The sequence below is a fragment of the Enterococcus sp. C65 genome (genome assembly GCF_040887165.1).
Lineage (GTDB): Bacteria > Bacillota > Bacilli > Lactobacillales > Enterococcaceae > Enterococcus_B > Enterococcus_B hirae.
Window position 1 is genome coordinate 162,787 of the sequence record NZ_JBFOFG010000002.1, and the last position, 17,178, is coordinate 179,964.

Here is a 17,178-nt window from a genome sequence, read left to right on the forward strand (position 1 = left end):
TTATTTTTGGGTAATATAATGTATGAATTTCCATTAGGGGTTATTATTGTATTGTAAACGTTTGCAATGCAATAAATGAATGGAGAAGAACAAATGAAAAAAGAAATTGGTAGGTCCTCTAAAAGTATTTATGCTTTATTTTTCGCAATTCTTTTATGTTTAGGTATATTTTCTCCCACGGCATCAATAGTAGTAGCAGCTGATGAAATTGCTGTGCCAGAAGCAACTTCAATAGAAGTGGTGAAAAATGCGAAATGGGTCGCATTAGAACAGGAACTAGCTACACCTCAATATCAAGTAGCTTCGAAGGCCAATCCTGAAAGCACGGCACAATATATACTTAACAAATATGAGGGAGCAGAAGCCTTCGCTGCTGGGTTAGGTCAACGTATACAAAATGGTGGCTGGAATGTATATTATAATACAGCTTCTGGCAAACAAACTGCTCGTACCGCTTATAATGGTATGTATGTTGCTGCTGCAGGAACCGGTAGCCTTGCTACGGCTTTAGCTAAATTTAGTACTTCTGCTGGATCAGTAGTTATATTGGAGCTGCAGCTCTTTTAGCAGGTATAGCAATGGGTGCGCTTCATCTTTACTCAAAAGATTGCAGAGATAAAATTGACAACCATGGAAATACCGGTACTGCTCGGATTACACTTACTGAATCAAGATGGTCTTCTAAATATGATAACCGTTGGTAAATTGATCATTTAAACTAAAATACAATCTCTGTTAAATTTATTGATATAATAAATGAGTATAGAGATTGTATTTAGTACATGAGGAGGTGGGAGATGAAATCCCTGGGTTTTCTAAGAATTTGTCAATTTATTCTCTTAGCTCTAAGTCTTTTTTTAGCTATGAAACACCATGCATCATTCGCTTTGTTTCTATGGGCACTATCTAGTGTACTGAGTTTCACTATCCCCCAAAAATATCGATCCCTTTTTCGGTCACCTTACAAAGGATTATTCTTTCCAGTATGGATTGAAAATATTATGGAGTTAGTAATAACAATAGGTGTACTGCTATTGATGAGCTTTCTTTCATGATATAGAAATAAATACGTTGATTTGGAAATATAGTTGCCGCTTGGTAAGGGGCAACAATTATTTAGTTACTACAAAGAATGTTTAAACGTCTCTAATTTTATGTTGGAGGCGTTTTTTTCTGGCGATAGATCCTTCCAAAATTTAAAGTAGTGATCTGTTAGTTCAATGCTACTGATAGTATCCTAATGTACATGGTGTTCACGAATCAACTGTATAGCAACGTATTAAGAATTAAGAATCAGAAATTTTTACAAAATATAATTTATATCAGATTGAAGACAATCCTTATGTAAAAATAAGGTTTGTCTTCTTTTCTTTAGAAAAATACTCTTTTTTCGCTTGATATTTTTTGATTTAGCTTTTTCATATTTAGACAAGCAAAAGTAAGCCCGATTTTCATGTGCATTTTTACAATTCCTATTTGATTGGTATAACGTAACCCATGAGATTCTTTTGTGGTGCTGAATATTCGTTCAATCGTTTCTTCTCTTTTTTTATAGAGATCTTTAAACTTACTTTGTTTTGAAAGCATCAGGTACAGCTCCAATTTATCGTTCTGTTTTAACGTATAAAAAAGACAAAGCACTATAAATAAGTACTTTGTCTATAGTCTGAAAGCTTACGATTGTAAGCTTTTTTTATTTATCAACAATTCAAGGAATTTAGGTAATGCCACAATCAGTTTGAATCAGTGACGATTTTATTTTAAAAAATTTTTCGTAAAGGAATACAACGTAGTAGTTGTTTTGTCTAGTTATTTATCCATACTAAACAACTGAAGTCGAGACAAACGTTTTTTTAGAAACAGACCTACCGAAGCGGCAGCAATCGATTTGATTGCTTCAGGGATTATAAAAGGAAGAAATCCACTTAAAAATGCAGTGTGAAGAGAAAGACTGCTACTGATCATTAACCAAAGCATGCCACAGCATAATGCGGCTGCTGAACCAACTAAGTTTGCGGATATTGTCAGAGGATAGCGAGAACCGACTTTCTCCATGATAAATCCAATTAGCCAAGACTGGAGGATAAAACCAACTAGATAGCCACCGGTAGGACCGAATAATACACCAATCCCTCCAGACATCCCCGAGAAAACAGGTAACCCAATAAGACCTAATAAAAGATAGATCAAGACGGAGACAGTTCCTGTTCTCTTACCAAGGAAAGTAGCAGTTAAACCAATGGCAAAAGTCTGTCCAGTCAAAGGAATTAGACCTAGAGGGAAAGTGAATTGTGAAAGAACGGCAATGATCGCTGCAAATTCTGCAGCAAGAATGAGTTCTTTGAGTGATTTTGTCATAAGTTCTCCTTTGTTAACCATTTTTATTTTCTAAGTTAACGAAATTGTATAAGAAAAATTATTTTTTGTAAAGTATATTTTTTAAATAAACGAAGTATTCCTTCAAAATATTAGTCTATCTTCCTTTGAGGATAGGTTATATGTTCAGTTAAACATTGTTTCATTTTGAACTTTTTGGCAAGTCTCAACATATGATTCTAGGAGAGTTACACGGGCGAATCAAATTCAAATAAAGAAGAGAGCTAGAAAAGAGAGAGGGAAATCTACATAAAAAAAGCCCAACTATCGAATAGATAGTGGGCTTGTAAGCCAAAGCTTTGAAAATTATAGGCTTTGGTTGTAGTATTCAACGACAAGAGCTTCGTCGATTTCTGGATATAGTTCGTCACGTTCTGGTAAACGAGTTAATGAACCTTCCAATTTTTCAGCATCGAAGCTTACGAATGCTGGACGACCAACAGTTGCTTCAACAGCTTCTTTGATTGTTGTCATGTTTTGTGATTTTTCACGAACTGAGATCACTTGACCAACTTCAACGTGGTATGAAGGGATATCAACGCGTTTGCCATCAACCATCACATGACCATGGTTAACTAATTGGCGAGCTTGACGACGAGTAGTTGCAAGACCTAGACGATAAACAACATTGTCTAAACGTTGTTCTAGTAAGATCATGAAGTTAACCCCGTGTTTACCTTCTTTGATTTTGCTAGCTTTAACGAACAAGTTACGGAATTGACGTTCGTTCATTCCGTACATGTGACGTAGTTTTTGTTTTTCAGTTAATTGCATACCGTATTCTGATTGTTTGCCACGGCTGTTTGGTCCATGTTGACCTGGAGCGTAAGGGCGACGTGCTAATTCTTTTCCTGTGCCTGATAATGAAATACCTAGACGACGAGAAATTTTCCATGATGGTCCTGTATAACGAGACATTAAAATTTCCTCCAATAAAATAAATTTAGTTTTTGGAGTAAAATAATCCGATAAAAAATTCATAATCGTGTAGTCCATTCTTCAATCTTCACCTTTGCAGCCGCGGTTACGCAATTGAACCCGAATCGGGGCAATGAACTAGGGACGAAATTATTATTTTTCCGCTGCATTATTTTACACAAAGTCCAGTATAAGGGAAACAAGGTGAAACTGTCAAGTACGTTTCTCTTTAAAAACGCTTTACAAACCTTGTTTCACTCTATAAAATAAGAGGGTATCTTTTAAAAGCATGAAAAATAAACGTACCAATCTTAAAAAGAAATAAATGAAGGATCATGCTTGTGTAAGCACAGCCTATTTTCAACCTACAGAGCCACTAAAAGGTAGTGACAGTGATTTTTCAGCTGTCACCTAAGATACGGGCTTGATTTTTCAAGGAGGACTGTCTTGGAACTTTTAGTTTTTCAAAAAAATGAAGAAAAAGCACATCCAATGGAAATGTATATGAGAAATCAGTTCTCATTTGCAGGTGTGCCCAAACCAGAACGTTGGAAATTGCAACAAACACTTTTGCGTGAAAGCAAAGTGCTTGATGTTCCAGACCTTTTTTTCCTTGTTTTCTATTATTATGAAAAAAAAGAACGGGAGTATCAGTACCTGGCGATTGATTTGATTCAACAAAACATCAAACGTTTATCATTGGATGAGTTGGTCGAATTGTCTGTATTGGTACCGGAAAAAGCATGGTGGGATACGATTGATGCTTGGCGGAAAGTTTATGCTACATGGTGTAAACTTCATATGGAACAATTAGAGACGGTTTCTCTTTTGTTTGAAAAAAAAGAAGATTTTTGGCTTCGGCGAATAGCAATTACGTTACAGTTAGGATTTAAAGAAGCTACCAATCAGCTGTTGCTGGATCGAGTGATTACTGAAGATCGCTTCTCAAAGGAATTTTTTATTCAAAAGGCGATTGGGTGGGCATTGCGCGATTACAGCAAGACAAATGTTTCTTGGGTAAAAGAACAATTGACAAAAGAATGGTCTGCTTTGACAAGAAGAGAAGCAAGCAAGTATTTATAAGAAAGTGAGTCGACTAAAAAAATGAAACGTAAATTATTTGCTTTTGATATTGATGGGACGCTACTGGACACAAATAAACAAGCATTAGACAGCACAAGAGAAGCCTTGGATAAGTTACGTAAAGCAGGACATTTGGTAACGATTGCTACTGGACGTAGTCGTTTCCATGCGCAAGAGGTTATCCGAGATCTAGCATTTACAAATTATATCTTATGTAATGGCGCTGCTGGATTTTTAGATCATGAACAAGTTTATAAAAATTTGCTTGACCGTGAACAATTAGACAATTTTGTCAAAGAAGCACAAGATAAAAATATCGATACTGCTTTTGTGAGTCTAGATAATATCAAACGTTATTCTTCCAATCATGTGGGAATGATGGAAGAGGCAACGCATTCATTTGGTGCTGTTTTACCTGAACTGGATCAGTACTTTGTGGAAGAACAAGATATCTATCAAGCTTTAGCATTTTTTGATCAGAATTACGATCATCATTTTTCTAGTTACGATAAGATTCGATTTGTTCGTTGGCATGAAAAAAGTGTGGATGTTGTTCCACATGACGGTTCAAAAGCAGCCACGATTTTACACCTAGCAGAACAAGTCGGAATTGCGCAAGAAGATATCATTAGTTTCGGTGATGGCCAAAATGACCGGGAGATGCTGCGTATGTCAGGCATTGGTGTTGCAATGGGAAATGCAGTTCCAGAGGTACAAGCAGAAGCGAAGTTGGTTACTGATACAAATGATGAAGATGGAATTTGGAAAGCATTGAAGCAACTTTCCATGATTTAAATAAACAAGTATAATCTAGGATAGTAAAAAGAACTAGTTGGAGACTGACTTCAGCTAGTTTTTTAGTAGTTTCAGATGAGGGTTACGCAGAGGATTTTTCTGCCCTTTTCTTTCTACAAAAAAACAACTATAATATAGAATGATGTTAAAAGAGAAGAGGAAAACGTGTGCGGGTTTTATTTATTGGTGATGTAGTAGGTTCAATGGGAAGAGATATGATTACAACCTATCTTCCTCGTTTAAAAAAGAAATATCAACCACAGGTCACAATCGTAAATGGAGAAAATGCAGCTTCTGGAAGAGGAATAACTGAAAAAATTTATAAAAAGTTTTTACAAGACGGTGTAGATGTTGTCACGATGGGCAATCATACTTGGGACAACCGAGATATTTTTGAATTTATCGATCAAGCAAAAAAAATCGTTCGTCCAGCAAACTTTCCTGAAGGAACGCCAGGTCAAGGAATGGTATTCGTGAAAGTCAATCAAGTAGAACTAGCTGTAATCAACATGCAAGCACGTTCTTTTATGGTCGACTTAGATGATCCGTTCCGCAAGATGGATCGCTTGATCGCCGAAGCAAAAAAAAGAACGCCAATCATTTTCGTTGATTTTCATGGAGAAACGACAAGTGAGAAACAAGCCATGGGATGGTTCTTAGATGGAAAAGTCTCAGCGGTCATTGGGACCCATACGCATGTACAAACCAATGATGCTCGGATTCTACCGCAGGGAACTGCCTATTTAACTGATGTAGGTATGACAGGTCCTTATGACGGAATTTTAGGTATGCGCCGAGAACCAGTTATCGAAAAATTTTTAACAGCTTTGCCGAAACGTTTTGAAGTCGTTGAACGAGGACGAGGTATTTTGAGTGGCTGTTTACTGGAATTTGACGATGCAACTGGTAAAGCGAAAACCATCCAATTAATCCAGATCAACGAGGACCGTCCATTTTTAGAATAGAAAGTGAGACATCTTTTGCATAAAGAGCCGAATATTCAACGAGAAGCGGATAAATTAGCTCAACTTTTAAGTGAACATGAAACGATCATCCGCTACCACGAACTAGAGCGAAAAGTACAAACTAGTTCCTATTTAGAAAAGTTAACGGAAGATATCAAATCTGCACAAAAAGAAGCAGCAAACTATGCTTATTATGGGAAAAGAATAGCAGAAAAAGAAGCGAATGGTCGGGTTGAACAATTGACGAAACAATTTGATCAACATCCGATCGTAGTAGCTTATCGGAAACAATTGCTTGAAGCAAATGATTTATTGCATCATTTGACGAAAATGCTGCAAGATGAAATCAATAATTGGATAGAGGAGGAAGACAATGCCTCAAAAAACTAAGAATACTCCAATGATGGAACAATATTTAAGCATCAAGGCCCAATACCAAGATGCTTTTTTGTTCTATCGTTTAGGTGATTTTTATGAATTATTTTATGAAGATGCCATCAATGCGTCTCAAATTTTAGAGTTAACATTAACCAGCAGGAATCGTAATGCAGACGAACCAATCCCAATGTGTGGAGTACCCCATCATGCAGCACAAGGCTATATTGATATTTTAATTGAAAAAGGCTATAAAGTGGCTATTTGTGAACAAGTAGAAGATCCTAAGACCACCAAAGGGATGGTTAAACGTGAAGTGATTCAATTAGTGACACCTGGAACAGTCATGGATAGTAAGGGACTATCTGCTAAAGACAATAATTTTTTGACAGCAATTGTTAGCCAAGGCAACGAATTTGGATTTGCCTACGCTGATTTAAGCACAGGGGAGTTAAAAACTGCTCATTTGTTTGATGAAGAAGCTGTACTGAACGAAACGACGGCTTTGCAAACAAAAGAACTTGTTTTAGGAAATGAAATTAGTGAAAAACTTGCTGAGCAATTAAAGAATCGATTAGGATTAGTTTTCTCAAAACAAGAAACAAGTGAAGAAAATGCAGAGTTTAATTTCTTAACCAGTGAGCTATCCGATCCACTTGAAAAAGAAGTGACCGGAAAATTACTTACTTATTTAGCAGTGACACAAAAAAGAAGTCTTGCGCATATCCAAAAAGCGATCGAGTATCAACCGGATCACTATTTGAAAATGGATTACTATTCTAAGTTTAACCTCGAACTAAGCCAGTCCATACGTACAGGAAAAAAACACGGCACGCTTTTATGGTTGCTAGATGAAACGAAAACAGCTATGGGCGGGCGTTTACTGAAACAATGGCTTGACCGTCCGCTGATTCAACTCAATCAAATCAAGGCACGACAAGAAATGGTAGCTTCTCTTTTGAATAGCTATTTTGAACGACTTGATCTACAAAGTGCATTGACGAAGGTTTATGATTTAGAACGCCTAGCAGGAAGAGTGGCTTTTGGAAATGTCAACGGGCGTGACTTGATTCAATTAAAGACTTCTTTAGAACAAGTACCGTTGATTCGTCAACTGATCGAAGGGATCGATCAAGGTCAGTGGACTGACTTATTGAAGGAAATGCAACCGATGGATGATCTGGTTCATTTGATTGATCAAGCAATTCAAGAAGACCCGCCCCTACAAATTACTGAGGGGAATATCATTAAAGATGGATTTAATGATCAGTTAGATACGTACCGTTCTGCGATGACTAATGGGAAGCAGTGGCTAGCAGAGTTAGAAGCAAGAGAACGTCAGCAGACTGGGATCAAAAATTTAAAAGTTGGCTTTAATCGTGTATTTGGTTATTATATCGAAATCACTAAAGCGAATCTGGCAAATGTTGAACTGGAAAAATACGAACGTAAACAAACATTGGCCAATGCAGAGCGTTTTATCACACCAGAATTAAAAGAGTTAGAGACGCAAATTTTAGAAGCAGAAGAAAAGTCTGTTGATTTGGAATATCAGCTGTTTTTAGCAGTGAGAGAAGAAGTCAAAAAAGCGATCAAACCATTACAAATTTTAGCAAAATCAATCAGTACAGCCGATGTTCTGCAAAGTTTTGCTACGATCAGTGAGCGATACCAATATGTTCGTCCTGAGATGGTCTCGGATCGACACCAATTACTGATTCAAGAAGGTCGGCACCCAGTCGTTGAAAAAGTATTAGGACATCAAGAATATATTCCCAATAGTGTGGATATGGCTGAAGACGAAATGATTTTATTGATAACTGGACCGAATATGTCAGGGAAAAGTACGTATATGCGTCAGTTAGCATTAACTGTTTTAATGGCTCAAATGGGGTGCTTCGTCCCTGCGCAAAAAGCGATTTTACCAATTTTTGATCGGATTTTTACTCGGATTGGTGCAAGTGATGACTTGATTGCTGGACAAAGTACGTTCATGGTGGAAATGATGGAAGCCAATCAAGCGTTGCGGCATGCAACACCAAACAGCTTAATTCTTTTTGATGAATTAGGTAGAGGAACTGCGACTTATGATGGAATGGCATTAGCTCAAGCGATCATTGAATATATCCATCAACATGTACAAGCAAAAACGCTCTTTTCTACACATTACCATGAGTTAACAGTTCTAGAGCAAGAATTACCTCAATTAAAAAATGTACACGTAGGGGCTGTTGAAAAAGACGGCGAAGTAGTATTTTTGCATAAGATGATGGATGGCCCAGCTGATAAAAGCTATGGGATCCATGTAGCGAAAATTGCAGGGCTACCTTCTAATTTATTAGCAAGAGCTGCCGATATTTTGCATACATTAGAATCAGGAGAAGTGAGCCATCATTCCGTGGCTGTTCCAAGTGAACCGCTTGAAGCAATAGCACAACCAGTAACTGATACTGTATCGATAGAACAAGAAGAAACGCAACAACTGTCCTTGTTCAGTGAATTAAGCGATGCCGAGACAGCAGTTATTTCTACATTGAAACAAATGAATCTGTTAGAAATGACACCAATGGATGCATTGAATCAACTCTATGAATTGAAAAAACAGCTGTAAATCAACGATAAATAAGAAGAGTAAGCTAACTATAAATACTATATAGGAAGAAGGCGTAGAATGATGGCGAAAATCCAAGAATTATCAGAACGCTTAGCCAATCAAATCGCAGCCGGTGAAGTTGTCGAACGTCCAGCCTCGGTAGTCAAAGAACTTGTGGAAAATGCCATAGATGCAGGAAGTAGTCAAATCGATATTTTAGTTGAAGAAGCAGGATTAAAAACGATCCAAGTGATTGATAATGGAGAAGGTATTTTGACAGAAGATGTTGAGAACGCCTTTAAACGTCATGCAACAAGTAAAATCCACAATCGTGACGACCTTTTCCGAATTCGTACGCTTGGGTTTCGAGGAGAAGCATTGCCTAGTATTGCTTCTGTTTCAGAGATGACGGTAGAAACAGCCAATCAAGAAGAAACGCAAGGAACCTATTTAGAGCTTAAGGGAGGTGCGGTAATGGAACACCGCCCAGCTCCTTTAAGGCAAGGAACGAAAATCACAGTCAGCAATCTTTTCTTTAATACACCAGCACGCTTAAAATATGTTAAAACGTTGCATACTGAATTAGCGAATATCGGTGATATTGTGAATCGCTTAGCCTTAAGTCACCCGGCAATTGCTTTTCGATTAGTCCATGATGGGAATAAGATGTTAGCAACTTCAGGAAATGGCGAATTGAAACAAACGATTGCCGGAATCTATGGGTTGAATACAGCAAAGAAAATGTTGAAGATTGAAGCGAAAGATTTAGATTTTGAAATCTTCGGTTATATTTCTTTTCCTGAAGTGACTCGTGCTAGTCGTAATTATCTTTCAACAATCATTAATGGACGTTTTATTAAAAATTTTTCCTTGAATAAAGCAATTGTAGCCGGCTATGGTTCAAAACTAATGGTAGGGCGATTCCCAATCGCTGTACTTGAAATCAAAATGGATCCATTGTTAGTGGATGTGAACGTCCATCCAACAAAGCAAGAAGTTCGTTTATCGAAGGAACAGGAATTAACTGAGCTAATTACTCAAGCGATTCAAAAAGCATTGGTACAGGAGAACTTAATTCCCAGTGCAGCTGACAATTTGCGATTCAAGAAAAAGGTTGCTGATCAACCAAAAGCGGAACAAATCGAAATTGATTTATCTTACGCTTTTGAAGAAGCGAAACCTAAGAAACCGCAAAGCTTGAATTTTGATCAAACAACCGGAACATTTTTTGTAGCGGAAGAAAAAAGCGAGTTTGTGCATGAATCTGTTGATAAGTCTGTGGATAATGTTGAAAACTCTCCTGTATTTTCTGAAGAAACTACTAGTTATCCAGAAAGCAAAAGAAAAACAGTGGATAACTCTGGTGATATTGTTGATAACTATGTAGAAAAACCAGTGGATAAGAGTGAAAATGAGTTATCCACTGTTGAAAACTTTTCCAACGAGCATGAAACAACAGCTGAAGAAGAAACTTCTTCAGAAACAGTTTATCGTGAGGATTTAGCGCTACATCCAGAGTTTGATTTAAGTCAAAATGGGCGCTCATTAGATCAAGCAATTCAGAAATTAGAAAATGAGCAGGTAACACAACGCTTTCCACAATTAGAATATTTTGGACAAATGCATGGAACGTACTTGTTTGCTCAAAGTCAGGATGGCTTATACATTATTGATCAACATGCAGCGCAAGAACGAATCAAGTATGAATATTTTCGAGAAAAAATTGGCGAAGTTTCTAACGATCTACAAGAACTACTTGTGCCGTTTGTATTAGATTATCCCAATAGTGATGCTTTGAAACTGAAAGAGAAAAAACAATTGCTTGAAGAAGCAGGTATTTATCTAGAAGAATTCGGTCAAAATAGTTTTATCGTCAGAGCACATCCTACTTGGTATCCAGCTGGAGAGGAAGAAGCGATTATTCGAGAAATGATCGATATGTTGTTAACAACGGGTAGTGTCAGCGTGAAGAAATTTAGAGAAGCCACAGCAATCATGATGAGCTGTAAACGTTCAATCAAGGCAAATCATTATTTGAATGAAGCTCAGGCGAGGGTTTTATTGAAGGACTTAGCCCAATGTGAAAATCCTTTTAATTGTCCTCATGGACGCCCTGTGTTGATCCATTTTACTAATTCAGATATGGAAAGAATGTTTAAACGCATCCAAGATCCACATTAATGAGTCTCATGAAAAGGAGAAGAAACAGATGAAAATTGTGTTAGCTTCGCAGTCCCCTAGAAGAAAAGAATTATTAGGGCGACTGGTTAGTGCATTTGATGTTCATCCGGCTGATATCGATGAAACACCTTTTGTTCAAGAAAAACCTAAAAATTATGTTGAGCGAATGGCAACTGAAAAGGCAAAAGTAGTCAAACATCAATACGATAATGATGTATTGGTGATTGCAAGTGACACGACAGTTGTTTTTAATGATGAGATCATCGGTAAACCAGCGGATGAACAAGAGGCAAAAGCTATCCTTCAAAAACTTAGTGGGAAAACGCATGAAGTATATACAGCCGTGGTGTTGACGAAAGGTGATCAAGAAGAAAAAATCTTAGCACAAGCTAAGGTGACCTTTTATCCTTTGACAACTAAGGATATCGAAGCCTATTTAGTAACCGGTGATTATATGGATAAAGCTGGTGCGTATGGTATTCAAAGTTTTGCAGGTGCATTTGTTAAAGAGATCCAAGGCGACTATTACAGTATTGTTGGATTTCCAATCGGTGCAGTTTATCAAGGTTTGAAAAATTTTATGTAGCTGTAGTTGACGGAAATCAGAAATTGAGATAGGAACGTTCAAGTTTGTGTCCACTACTTTCAGTCATATTTAGAATTGCAAAGTGTATGAGTGATTGGTATAATCAAGACGAAAGAGGAGTTGCGCTAACAACTCCCCTGGACAGCACCGCGAAAGACGGTGGCGGTTGAATTTAAATATTCGACAAAGAATAAGAATAGCCAGTCTCCCGCTAAAGTGACGGCTATTCTTTGTCGTTTTTAAGCATAGTGACGATCAAACTGACTAAAGCGATGGTGAACGTACCAAAGCCAAGTATGGTTTGAACGATCTCATATGCGGACAAAAAGCGAACTCCTTTCATAGATTTTAGTACTTATTCCCATAAGCACCACCACCTTTGTGAGAAGTTGCCACCGTCGATCCACTTTACTGTCGAGTTTATTGTAGCATATTATCGCCACGAGAAACGTGTTTTATAAAACATAAAAACGTTATTTTTATTTAGGCTTTTTTTAGAGGAATTCTATCTTTACGAAAGTTGTAAATACCTGAAGGAATTGGTATAATGAAAACGAAAGAGGAGTTGCGTCCAACAACTCCTCTAGACAGCACCGCGAAAGACGGTGGCGAATTAGTTTAATAGTTCAAAAAGAAATAGCTATACTCGCTAAAGTGACGGCTATTTCTTTTTGTCGTTTTTAAGCATAGTAACGATCAAACTGACTAAAGCGATGGTGAAAGTACCAAAGCCAAGCATCGTTTGAACGATCTCGTATGCGGACAAAAAGCAAACTCCTTTCATAGATTTAGTACTTATTCCCATAAGCACCACCACCTTTGTGAGAAGTTGCCACCGTCGATCCACTTTACTGTCGAGTTTATTGTAGCACATTGCCGCCACGAAAAACGTACTTTTTAAAACATAAAAACGTTATTTTTATTTAGGGTTTTTAAGAGGGATTCTATCTTTACGAAAGTTGTAAATACCTGAAGTAATTGGTATAATAAAAACGAAAGAGGAGTTGCGTCCAACAACTCCCCTGGACAGCACCGCAAAAGGCGGTGGCGAATTTTTATTTTACAAAAAATAGCCAGTCTCCTGCTAAAGTGACGGCTATTTTTTGTCGTTTTTAAGCATAGTAACGATCAAACTGACTAAAGCGATGGTGAAAGTACCAAAGCCAAGCATGGTTTGAACGATCTCATATGCGGACAAAAAGCGAACTCCTTTCATAGATTTTAGTACTTATTCCCATAAGCACCACCACCTTTGTGAGAAGTTGCCACCGTCGATCCACTTTACTGTCGAGTTTATTGTAGCACATTGTCGCCACTAAAAACGTTATTTTTATTTAGGGTTTTTAAGAGGAATTCTATCTTTAAGAACGTTGTAAATACCTAAAGTAACTGGTATAATCAAAACGAAAGAGGAGTTGCGACCAACAACTCCCCTGGACAGCACCGCGAAAGACGGTGACCGTTTAATCAGATATTTCAAAGAGAAATAGCCAGACTTCGGTTAAAGTGACGGCTATTTCTTTTTGTCGTTTTTAAGCATAGTGACGATCAAACTGACTAAAGTGTTGATGAAAGTACCAACGCTTAAAGAGTGAAAAATAACCTGAAAAAATTCACTAGAAGAATTTTTTCAGGTTATTTTTATACAGTAGTATTTTTTATTTTAGTTGCGCTTTTCCAATTTGTTCGCTATGACGAACGAGATCTGTTTGATCTAATGTTAAGGCAGCAACTTTTTCATTATTTGTTAATACAACTAAGATGTCCGTTTTCTTCCCAGCCTGCTCAATTGCTGTGAGGTCCATGTCGGCTAGTTGTGTTTTTGGCGTGACTGAATCGCCTTCTTTTACATGGATCGTAAAAGGTAGCCCATTCAATTCGACAGTATCTAGACCCATATGAACGAGAACTTCCAGACCTTCATTAGTTAAAAGACCAATCGCATGTTGTGTATCAAAAATATTTGTTACTTTACCAGCGACTGGAGCATAAACTTTTTCGTTGGAAGGTAGTACAGCATAACCTTCACCCATCATTTTTTGAGCAAAAACAGGATCTGCTACTTCGGTGATTTCCTTGATTTGTCCATCTGCTACAGCGAATAACTCTTCTGTCGGAGCAGAAACTGCTGTTGCATTGGCAGCTTCAAATTTTTGTGGTGAAACGTTGTTTCCATCAGCTGTTTGTAGTTGTAAGCCAGTTGTGTCTTCTACGGGTACAGCAGGATCGATTTTATTTAAGATCCCTTGACGTCTGAAGATTACGGTTAAACCAAATGGAACAATAACTGCAATGATCATAGAAATGATGAACGGAACCCAAGTTTCTGCTTGGATGGCTAGAATACCAGGTAGTCCACCAACACCAATTGCATTAGCACGTACATTCATCAAGTTGGCAAACATTCCAGCTAAACCTGAACCAACCATTGCGGCAACAAATGGGTAAACATATTTTAGATTGATCCCAAACATTGCAGGTTCAGTTACCCCTAGATAACAAGAAATCATTGCTGGAATCGAGATTTGTTCTTCTTTTTTATTTCCGCGATGTAAGAAGATGATCGCAAGAACTGCCGAACCTTGTGCGATATTTGATAAAGCAATCATTGGCCAAAGATTCGTAGAGCCGAAATCGGCAATCAATTGCATATCAATTGCATTCGTCATATGGTGTAAGCCGGTGATTACTAAAGGTGCATATAAGAAACCAAAGACGGCACTAAATAACCAACTGATTGAAGAAGTCAAGCCAGTATTAACAATATTTGAGATCCAACTACCGATTGTCCAACCCACAGGCCCTAAGATGACATGGGCAGCTAAGACTGTTGGGAGTAGAGAGAACAATGGAACAAATATCATAGAAATCGACTGTGGAATATATTTACGGAAGAAAATTTCAAGATAAGCTAACATAAATCCAGCAAGCATCGCTGGAATGACTTGTGCCTGATAACCAATCATATCAACTTGAGCAAAACCAAAATCCCAAAATGGAATATCAGCCGCAGCTGTTGATGCGACACTATAGGCATTTAATAATTGCGGTGAAACTAACGTAATCCCTAAAACAATTCCTAATATTTGTGTAGTGCCCATTTTTTTCGCAATACTCCAAGTGATACCAACTGGTAAGAAATGGAAAATTGCTTCGCCAGGTAGCCATAAAAAGCCGTTTACGCCGTTCCAAAATTGAGAGTGTTCAACAATTGTTCCACCAAGACTTTCAAATTGGATTCCTTCTAATACGTTCCGGAAACCTAAAATCAGTCCCCCTACGATAATGGCTGGAATCAATGGTGTAAAAATTTCTGCCAAAACAGCGATTGCTCGTTGGACAGGGTGGAGATTTTGTTTAGCAGCAACTTTACTTTGCTCCTTGGATACGCCTTCAACACCTGATACAGCAACGAAGTCGTTGTAAAAGGTTGAAACATCGTTACCAATAATGACTTGGAATTGCCCAGCATTGGTAAACATCCCTTTCACACTAGGAATATCTTCGATTGCTTCTTCATTGGCTTTTTTTGGATCATTTAAGACAAAGCGCATCCGAGTGGCACAATGACTAACTGCAGCAATATTTTCCTTTCCACCAATTTCCTTTAACAGTTTCTCAGCATCTGCTTGGTACTTTGCCATAGGAATAAACCCCTTTCTTTTAAAACTTGTATACACAAGTTATCTTATCCATACTATACTTGTTTCTTCCTACTATTGCAAGCGTTTTACAAGCGAAAAATGAAAAAATGTAATCGTTACACTTGGCTTAGTGTAGGGATATGTGAAAAGAGGGGGCAATTGAAATAACAAAAAAGCTGTAGTATAGTTTATATGCGACTAAAAGAAATTGAATATTAAGTGGAGGAAATGTAATGAATAAATTTAATGAAATTTTTTTAGATTTAGAGCAAAAAATTTTGGATCAACAATACCCTCCGCATACTTTGCTCCCTAGTGAAAATCAGCTGATTCAAATTTATGGTGTTTCACGAGAAACAATTCGAAAAGCGCTTAACCTGTTAACGACTGAAGGTTATATCCAAAAGAAACAAGGAAAGGGTTCGATTGTTTTAGACCGCAATCGATTTGATTTTCCAATTGCAGGATTAACAAGCTACAAAGAATTACAGGAAACACAACGAATCCCAAGTGAAACCATCGTTCAATTAATCGAAGAAACAGAAGTGGACCAATCATTGAGTGAAATAACAGGCTGGAAGAAAAAAACGCCGGTTTGGCATTTGGTTCGTCAAAGGAAAATCAATGGAGAAGTGGTTATATTAGATCGTGATTATTTATTAAAAAATGTGGTACCAACTTTAACAGCAACACAAGCTGCTGGCTCGATCTACGAATACTTTGAAAATGAATTGCAACTAACGATTGCTTACGCCCAGAAAGAAATTACCGTTGAAGAAGTAACTCCTGAAATCGAAGAGATGATGGATCTACATGGAGATCGCTATGTCGTGGTAGTAAGAGGACTGGTTCACCTCGAAGATACAAGGTGTTTCGAGTATACAGAATCAATTCACCGTTTAGATAAATTTCGTTTCGTCGAGTTTGCTAGACGTCGTAAAGTCTAAGCAATTATTACTATGAGCAGAATGTTTGCTTCTGATACTTTTGTCGTTATGATTAAAAGAAAAAGGAGGCGTTTTTAGTGGGCGATTTCAAGAAAAATGAGCGTGATTTAAAAGAGGAATTATCTCCAATTTCATATGCTGTGACGCAAGAAAACGCAACAGAAAGACCATTTAGTGGGAAATATGATGATTTCTATGAAAAAGGGATCTATGTCGATATTGTCAGTGGGGAGCCATTGTTTAGCTCAGCCGAAAAATACGATGCGGGATGTGGCTGGCCGGCGTTCAGTAAACCAATCACTAGAAAAGATATTAAAGAAAAGGCCGACTTTTCTCATGGTATGCACCGAGTGGAAGTGCGAAGCAGTCAAGCAGATTCTCATTTAGGGCATGTATTCAATGATGGTCCTGCTGAAAAAGGCGGACTACGTTATTGCATCAATTCTGCGGCTTTAAAGTTTATTCCATATGAAGAAATGGAAGAACAAGGATATGGAGAATATCTATCACAAGTTGAATAAGGAAGAGCTTTATTTTTGGGTAAAAAATCTTGAGACAATTTTTGATTGTTTCAAGGTTTTTTCTTATTTATCTTTATTGAAGCGTTGTTTCCTGAATATTGATCCTTTGTTTTGAGGAAAGTGCTGAAACTCTGATCGTTCAATTTAAAATCTCTTGCAAAAAATGTTTATCCTAAAAACCTTGATAAACTTAC

Annotated in this window: 14 protein-coding genes and 3 pseudogenes; 10 read left to right on the forward strand and 7 right to left on the reverse strand. The window is 37.5% G+C overall.

Annotated elements, in window-relative coordinates:
- Positions 1-93: 93 nt before the first annotated feature.
- A complete protein-coding gene (locus AB3I12_RS02880) occupies positions 94-567 on the forward strand; it encodes a hypothetical protein (protein WP_063626420.1) in 474 nt (157 codons plus the stop codon).
- A gap of 843 nt (positions 568-1,410) precedes the next feature.
- Here AB3I12_RS02880 and AB3I12_RS02885 read toward each other — a convergent pair.
- The 3 genes and pseudogenes from AB3I12_RS02885 to rpsD all read right to left on the reverse strand — a co-directional run.
- Positions 1,411-1,563, reverse strand: a pseudogene (locus AB3I12_RS02885) (transposase); the annotation flags it as partial.
- A 246-nt stretch (positions 1,564-1,809) separates the two neighbouring features.
- Entirely contained in the window at positions 1,810-2,358 is a 549-nt protein-coding gene (locus tag AB3I12_RS02890) for a biotin transporter BioY (RefSeq protein ID WP_010736828.1), read from the reverse strand.
- A 324-nt stretch (positions 2,359-2,682) separates the two neighbouring features.
- Entirely contained in the window at positions 2,683-3,294 is a 612-nt protein-coding gene (rpsD, locus tag AB3I12_RS02895; RefSeq protein ID WP_010720384.1) for a 30S ribosomal protein S4, read from the reverse strand.
- A 447-nt stretch (positions 3,295-3,741) separates the two neighbouring features.
- Between rpsD and AB3I12_RS02900 the strand changes: the two genes are divergently transcribed.
- From AB3I12_RS02900 to AB3I12_RS02930, 7 genes are all read left to right on the forward strand, one after another.
- Positions 3,742-4,377, forward strand: coding sequence for a DNA alkylation repair protein (locus tag AB3I12_RS02900; RefSeq protein ID WP_063626422.1), 636 nt, complete (start codon positions 3,742-3,744; stop codon positions 4,375-4,377).
- Positions 4,378-4,398: 21 nt separating this feature from the next.
- Positions 4,399-5,172, forward strand: a complete 774-nt coding sequence (locus AB3I12_RS02905) for an HAD family hydrolase (RefSeq protein ID WP_368015499.1) — start codon at positions 4,399-4,401, stop codon at positions 5,170-5,172.
- Between the two features lie 167 nt (positions 5,173-5,339).
- Entirely contained in the window at positions 5,340-6,137 is a 798-nt protein-coding gene (locus tag AB3I12_RS02910; protein ID WP_010720381.1) for a TIGR00282 family metallophosphoesterase, read from the forward strand.
- A gap of 15 nt (positions 6,138-6,152) precedes the next feature.
- On the forward strand, positions 6,153-6,527 hold the full coding sequence (locus AB3I12_RS02915; RefSeq protein ID WP_010736830.1) for a YlbF family regulator: 375 nt from the start codon (positions 6,153-6,155) through the stop codon (positions 6,525-6,527).
- Entirely contained in the window at positions 6,511-9,123 is a 2,613-nt protein-coding gene (gene mutS, locus AB3I12_RS02920; protein ID WP_063626423.1) for a DNA mismatch repair protein MutS, read from the forward strand. Before AB3I12_RS02915 ends, mutS begins: the two co-directional genes overlap by 17 nt.
- Before the next feature lie 63 nt (positions 9,124-9,186).
- Positions 9,187-11,286, forward strand: a complete 2,100-nt coding sequence (gene mutL, locus AB3I12_RS02925) for a DNA mismatch repair endonuclease MutL (protein WP_063627682.1) — start codon at positions 9,187-9,189, stop codon at positions 11,284-11,286.
- Between the two features lie 28 nt (positions 11,287-11,314).
- Positions 11,315-11,872 (forward strand): nucleoside triphosphate pyrophosphatase, encoded by a 558-nt coding sequence (locus tag AB3I12_RS02930; protein ID WP_034698682.1) that lies wholly within the window; start codon positions 11,315-11,317, stop codon positions 11,870-11,872.
- A 223-nt stretch (positions 11,873-12,095) separates the two neighbouring features.
- Here the strand turns inward: AB3I12_RS02930 and AB3I12_RS02935 are convergent.
- The 4 genes and pseudogenes from AB3I12_RS02935 to treP form a co-directional block, all read right to left on the reverse strand.
- Positions 12,096-12,237 (reverse strand): annotated as a pseudogene (locus AB3I12_RS02935) (putative holin-like toxin).
- Positions 12,238-12,533: 296 nt separating this feature from the next.
- Complete coding sequence (locus AB3I12_RS02940) at positions 12,534-12,656, reverse strand: putative holin-like toxin (RefSeq protein ID WP_161306430.1); 123 nt, start codon at positions 12,654-12,656, stop codon at positions 12,534-12,536.
- A 312-nt stretch (positions 12,657-12,968) separates the two neighbouring features.
- A pseudogene (gene pepG1, locus AB3I12_RS02945) lies at positions 12,969-13,110 on the reverse strand (type I toxin-antitoxin system toxin PepG1).
- Between the two features lie 420 nt (positions 13,111-13,530).
- Positions 13,531-15,516, reverse strand: a complete 1,986-nt coding sequence (gene treP, locus AB3I12_RS02950) for a PTS system trehalose-specific EIIBC component (protein WP_063626424.1) — start codon at positions 15,514-15,516, stop codon at positions 13,531-13,533.
- Positions 15,517-15,749: 233 nt separating this feature from the next.
- Here treP and treR point away from each other — a divergent pair, with 233 nt between their 5' ends.
- Positions 15,750-16,463, forward strand: coding sequence for a trehalose operon repressor (gene treR / locus AB3I12_RS02955; protein ID WP_063626425.1), 714 nt, complete (start codon positions 15,750-15,752; stop codon positions 16,461-16,463).
- 77 nt (positions 16,464-16,540) lie between these two features.
- Complete coding sequence (gene msrB, locus AB3I12_RS02960) at positions 16,541-16,984, forward strand: peptide-methionine (R)-S-oxide reductase MsrB (RefSeq protein ID WP_034698687.1); 444 nt, start codon at positions 16,541-16,543, stop codon at positions 16,982-16,984.
- The last annotated feature ends 194 nt before the right edge of the window (positions 16,985-17,178 follow it).

Coding starts and splice junctions, on each gene's coding strand:
- rpsD (WP_010720384.1), bottom strand. CDS start 3,294: ATGTCTCGTTATACAGGACCATCATGGAAAATTTCTCGTCGTCTAGGT.
- treR (WP_063626425.1), top strand. CDS start 15,750: ATGAATAAATTTAATGAAATTTTTTTAGATTTAGAGCAAAAAATTTTG.
- mutS (WP_063626423.1), top strand. CDS start 6,511: ATGCCTCAAAAAACTAAGAATACTCCAATGATGGAACAATATTTAAGC.
- AB3I12_RS02930 (WP_034698682.1), top strand. CDS start 11,315: ATGAAAATTGTGTTAGCTTCGCAGTCCCCTAGAAGAAAAGAATTATTA.
- AB3I12_RS02905 (WP_368015499.1), top strand. CDS start 4,399: ATGAAACGTAAATTATTTGCTTTTGATATTGATGGGACGCTACTGGAC.
- AB3I12_RS02940 (WP_161306430.1), bottom strand. CDS start 12,656: ATGAAAGGAGTTTGCTTTTTGTCCGCATACGAGATCGTTCAAACGATG.
- AB3I12_RS02890 (WP_010736828.1), bottom strand. CDS start 2,358: ATGACAAAATCACTCAAAGAACTCATTCTTGCTGCAGAATTTGCAGCG.
- treP (WP_063626424.1), bottom strand. CDS start 15,516: ATGGCAAAGTACCAAGCAGATGCTGAGAAACTGTTAAAGGAAATTGGT.
- mutL (WP_063627682.1), top strand. CDS start 9,187: ATGGCGAAAATCCAAGAATTATCAGAACGCTTAGCCAATCAAATCGCA.
- AB3I12_RS02880 (WP_063626420.1), top strand. CDS start 94: ATGAAAAAAGAAATTGGTAGGTCCTCTAAAAGTATTTATGCTTTATTT.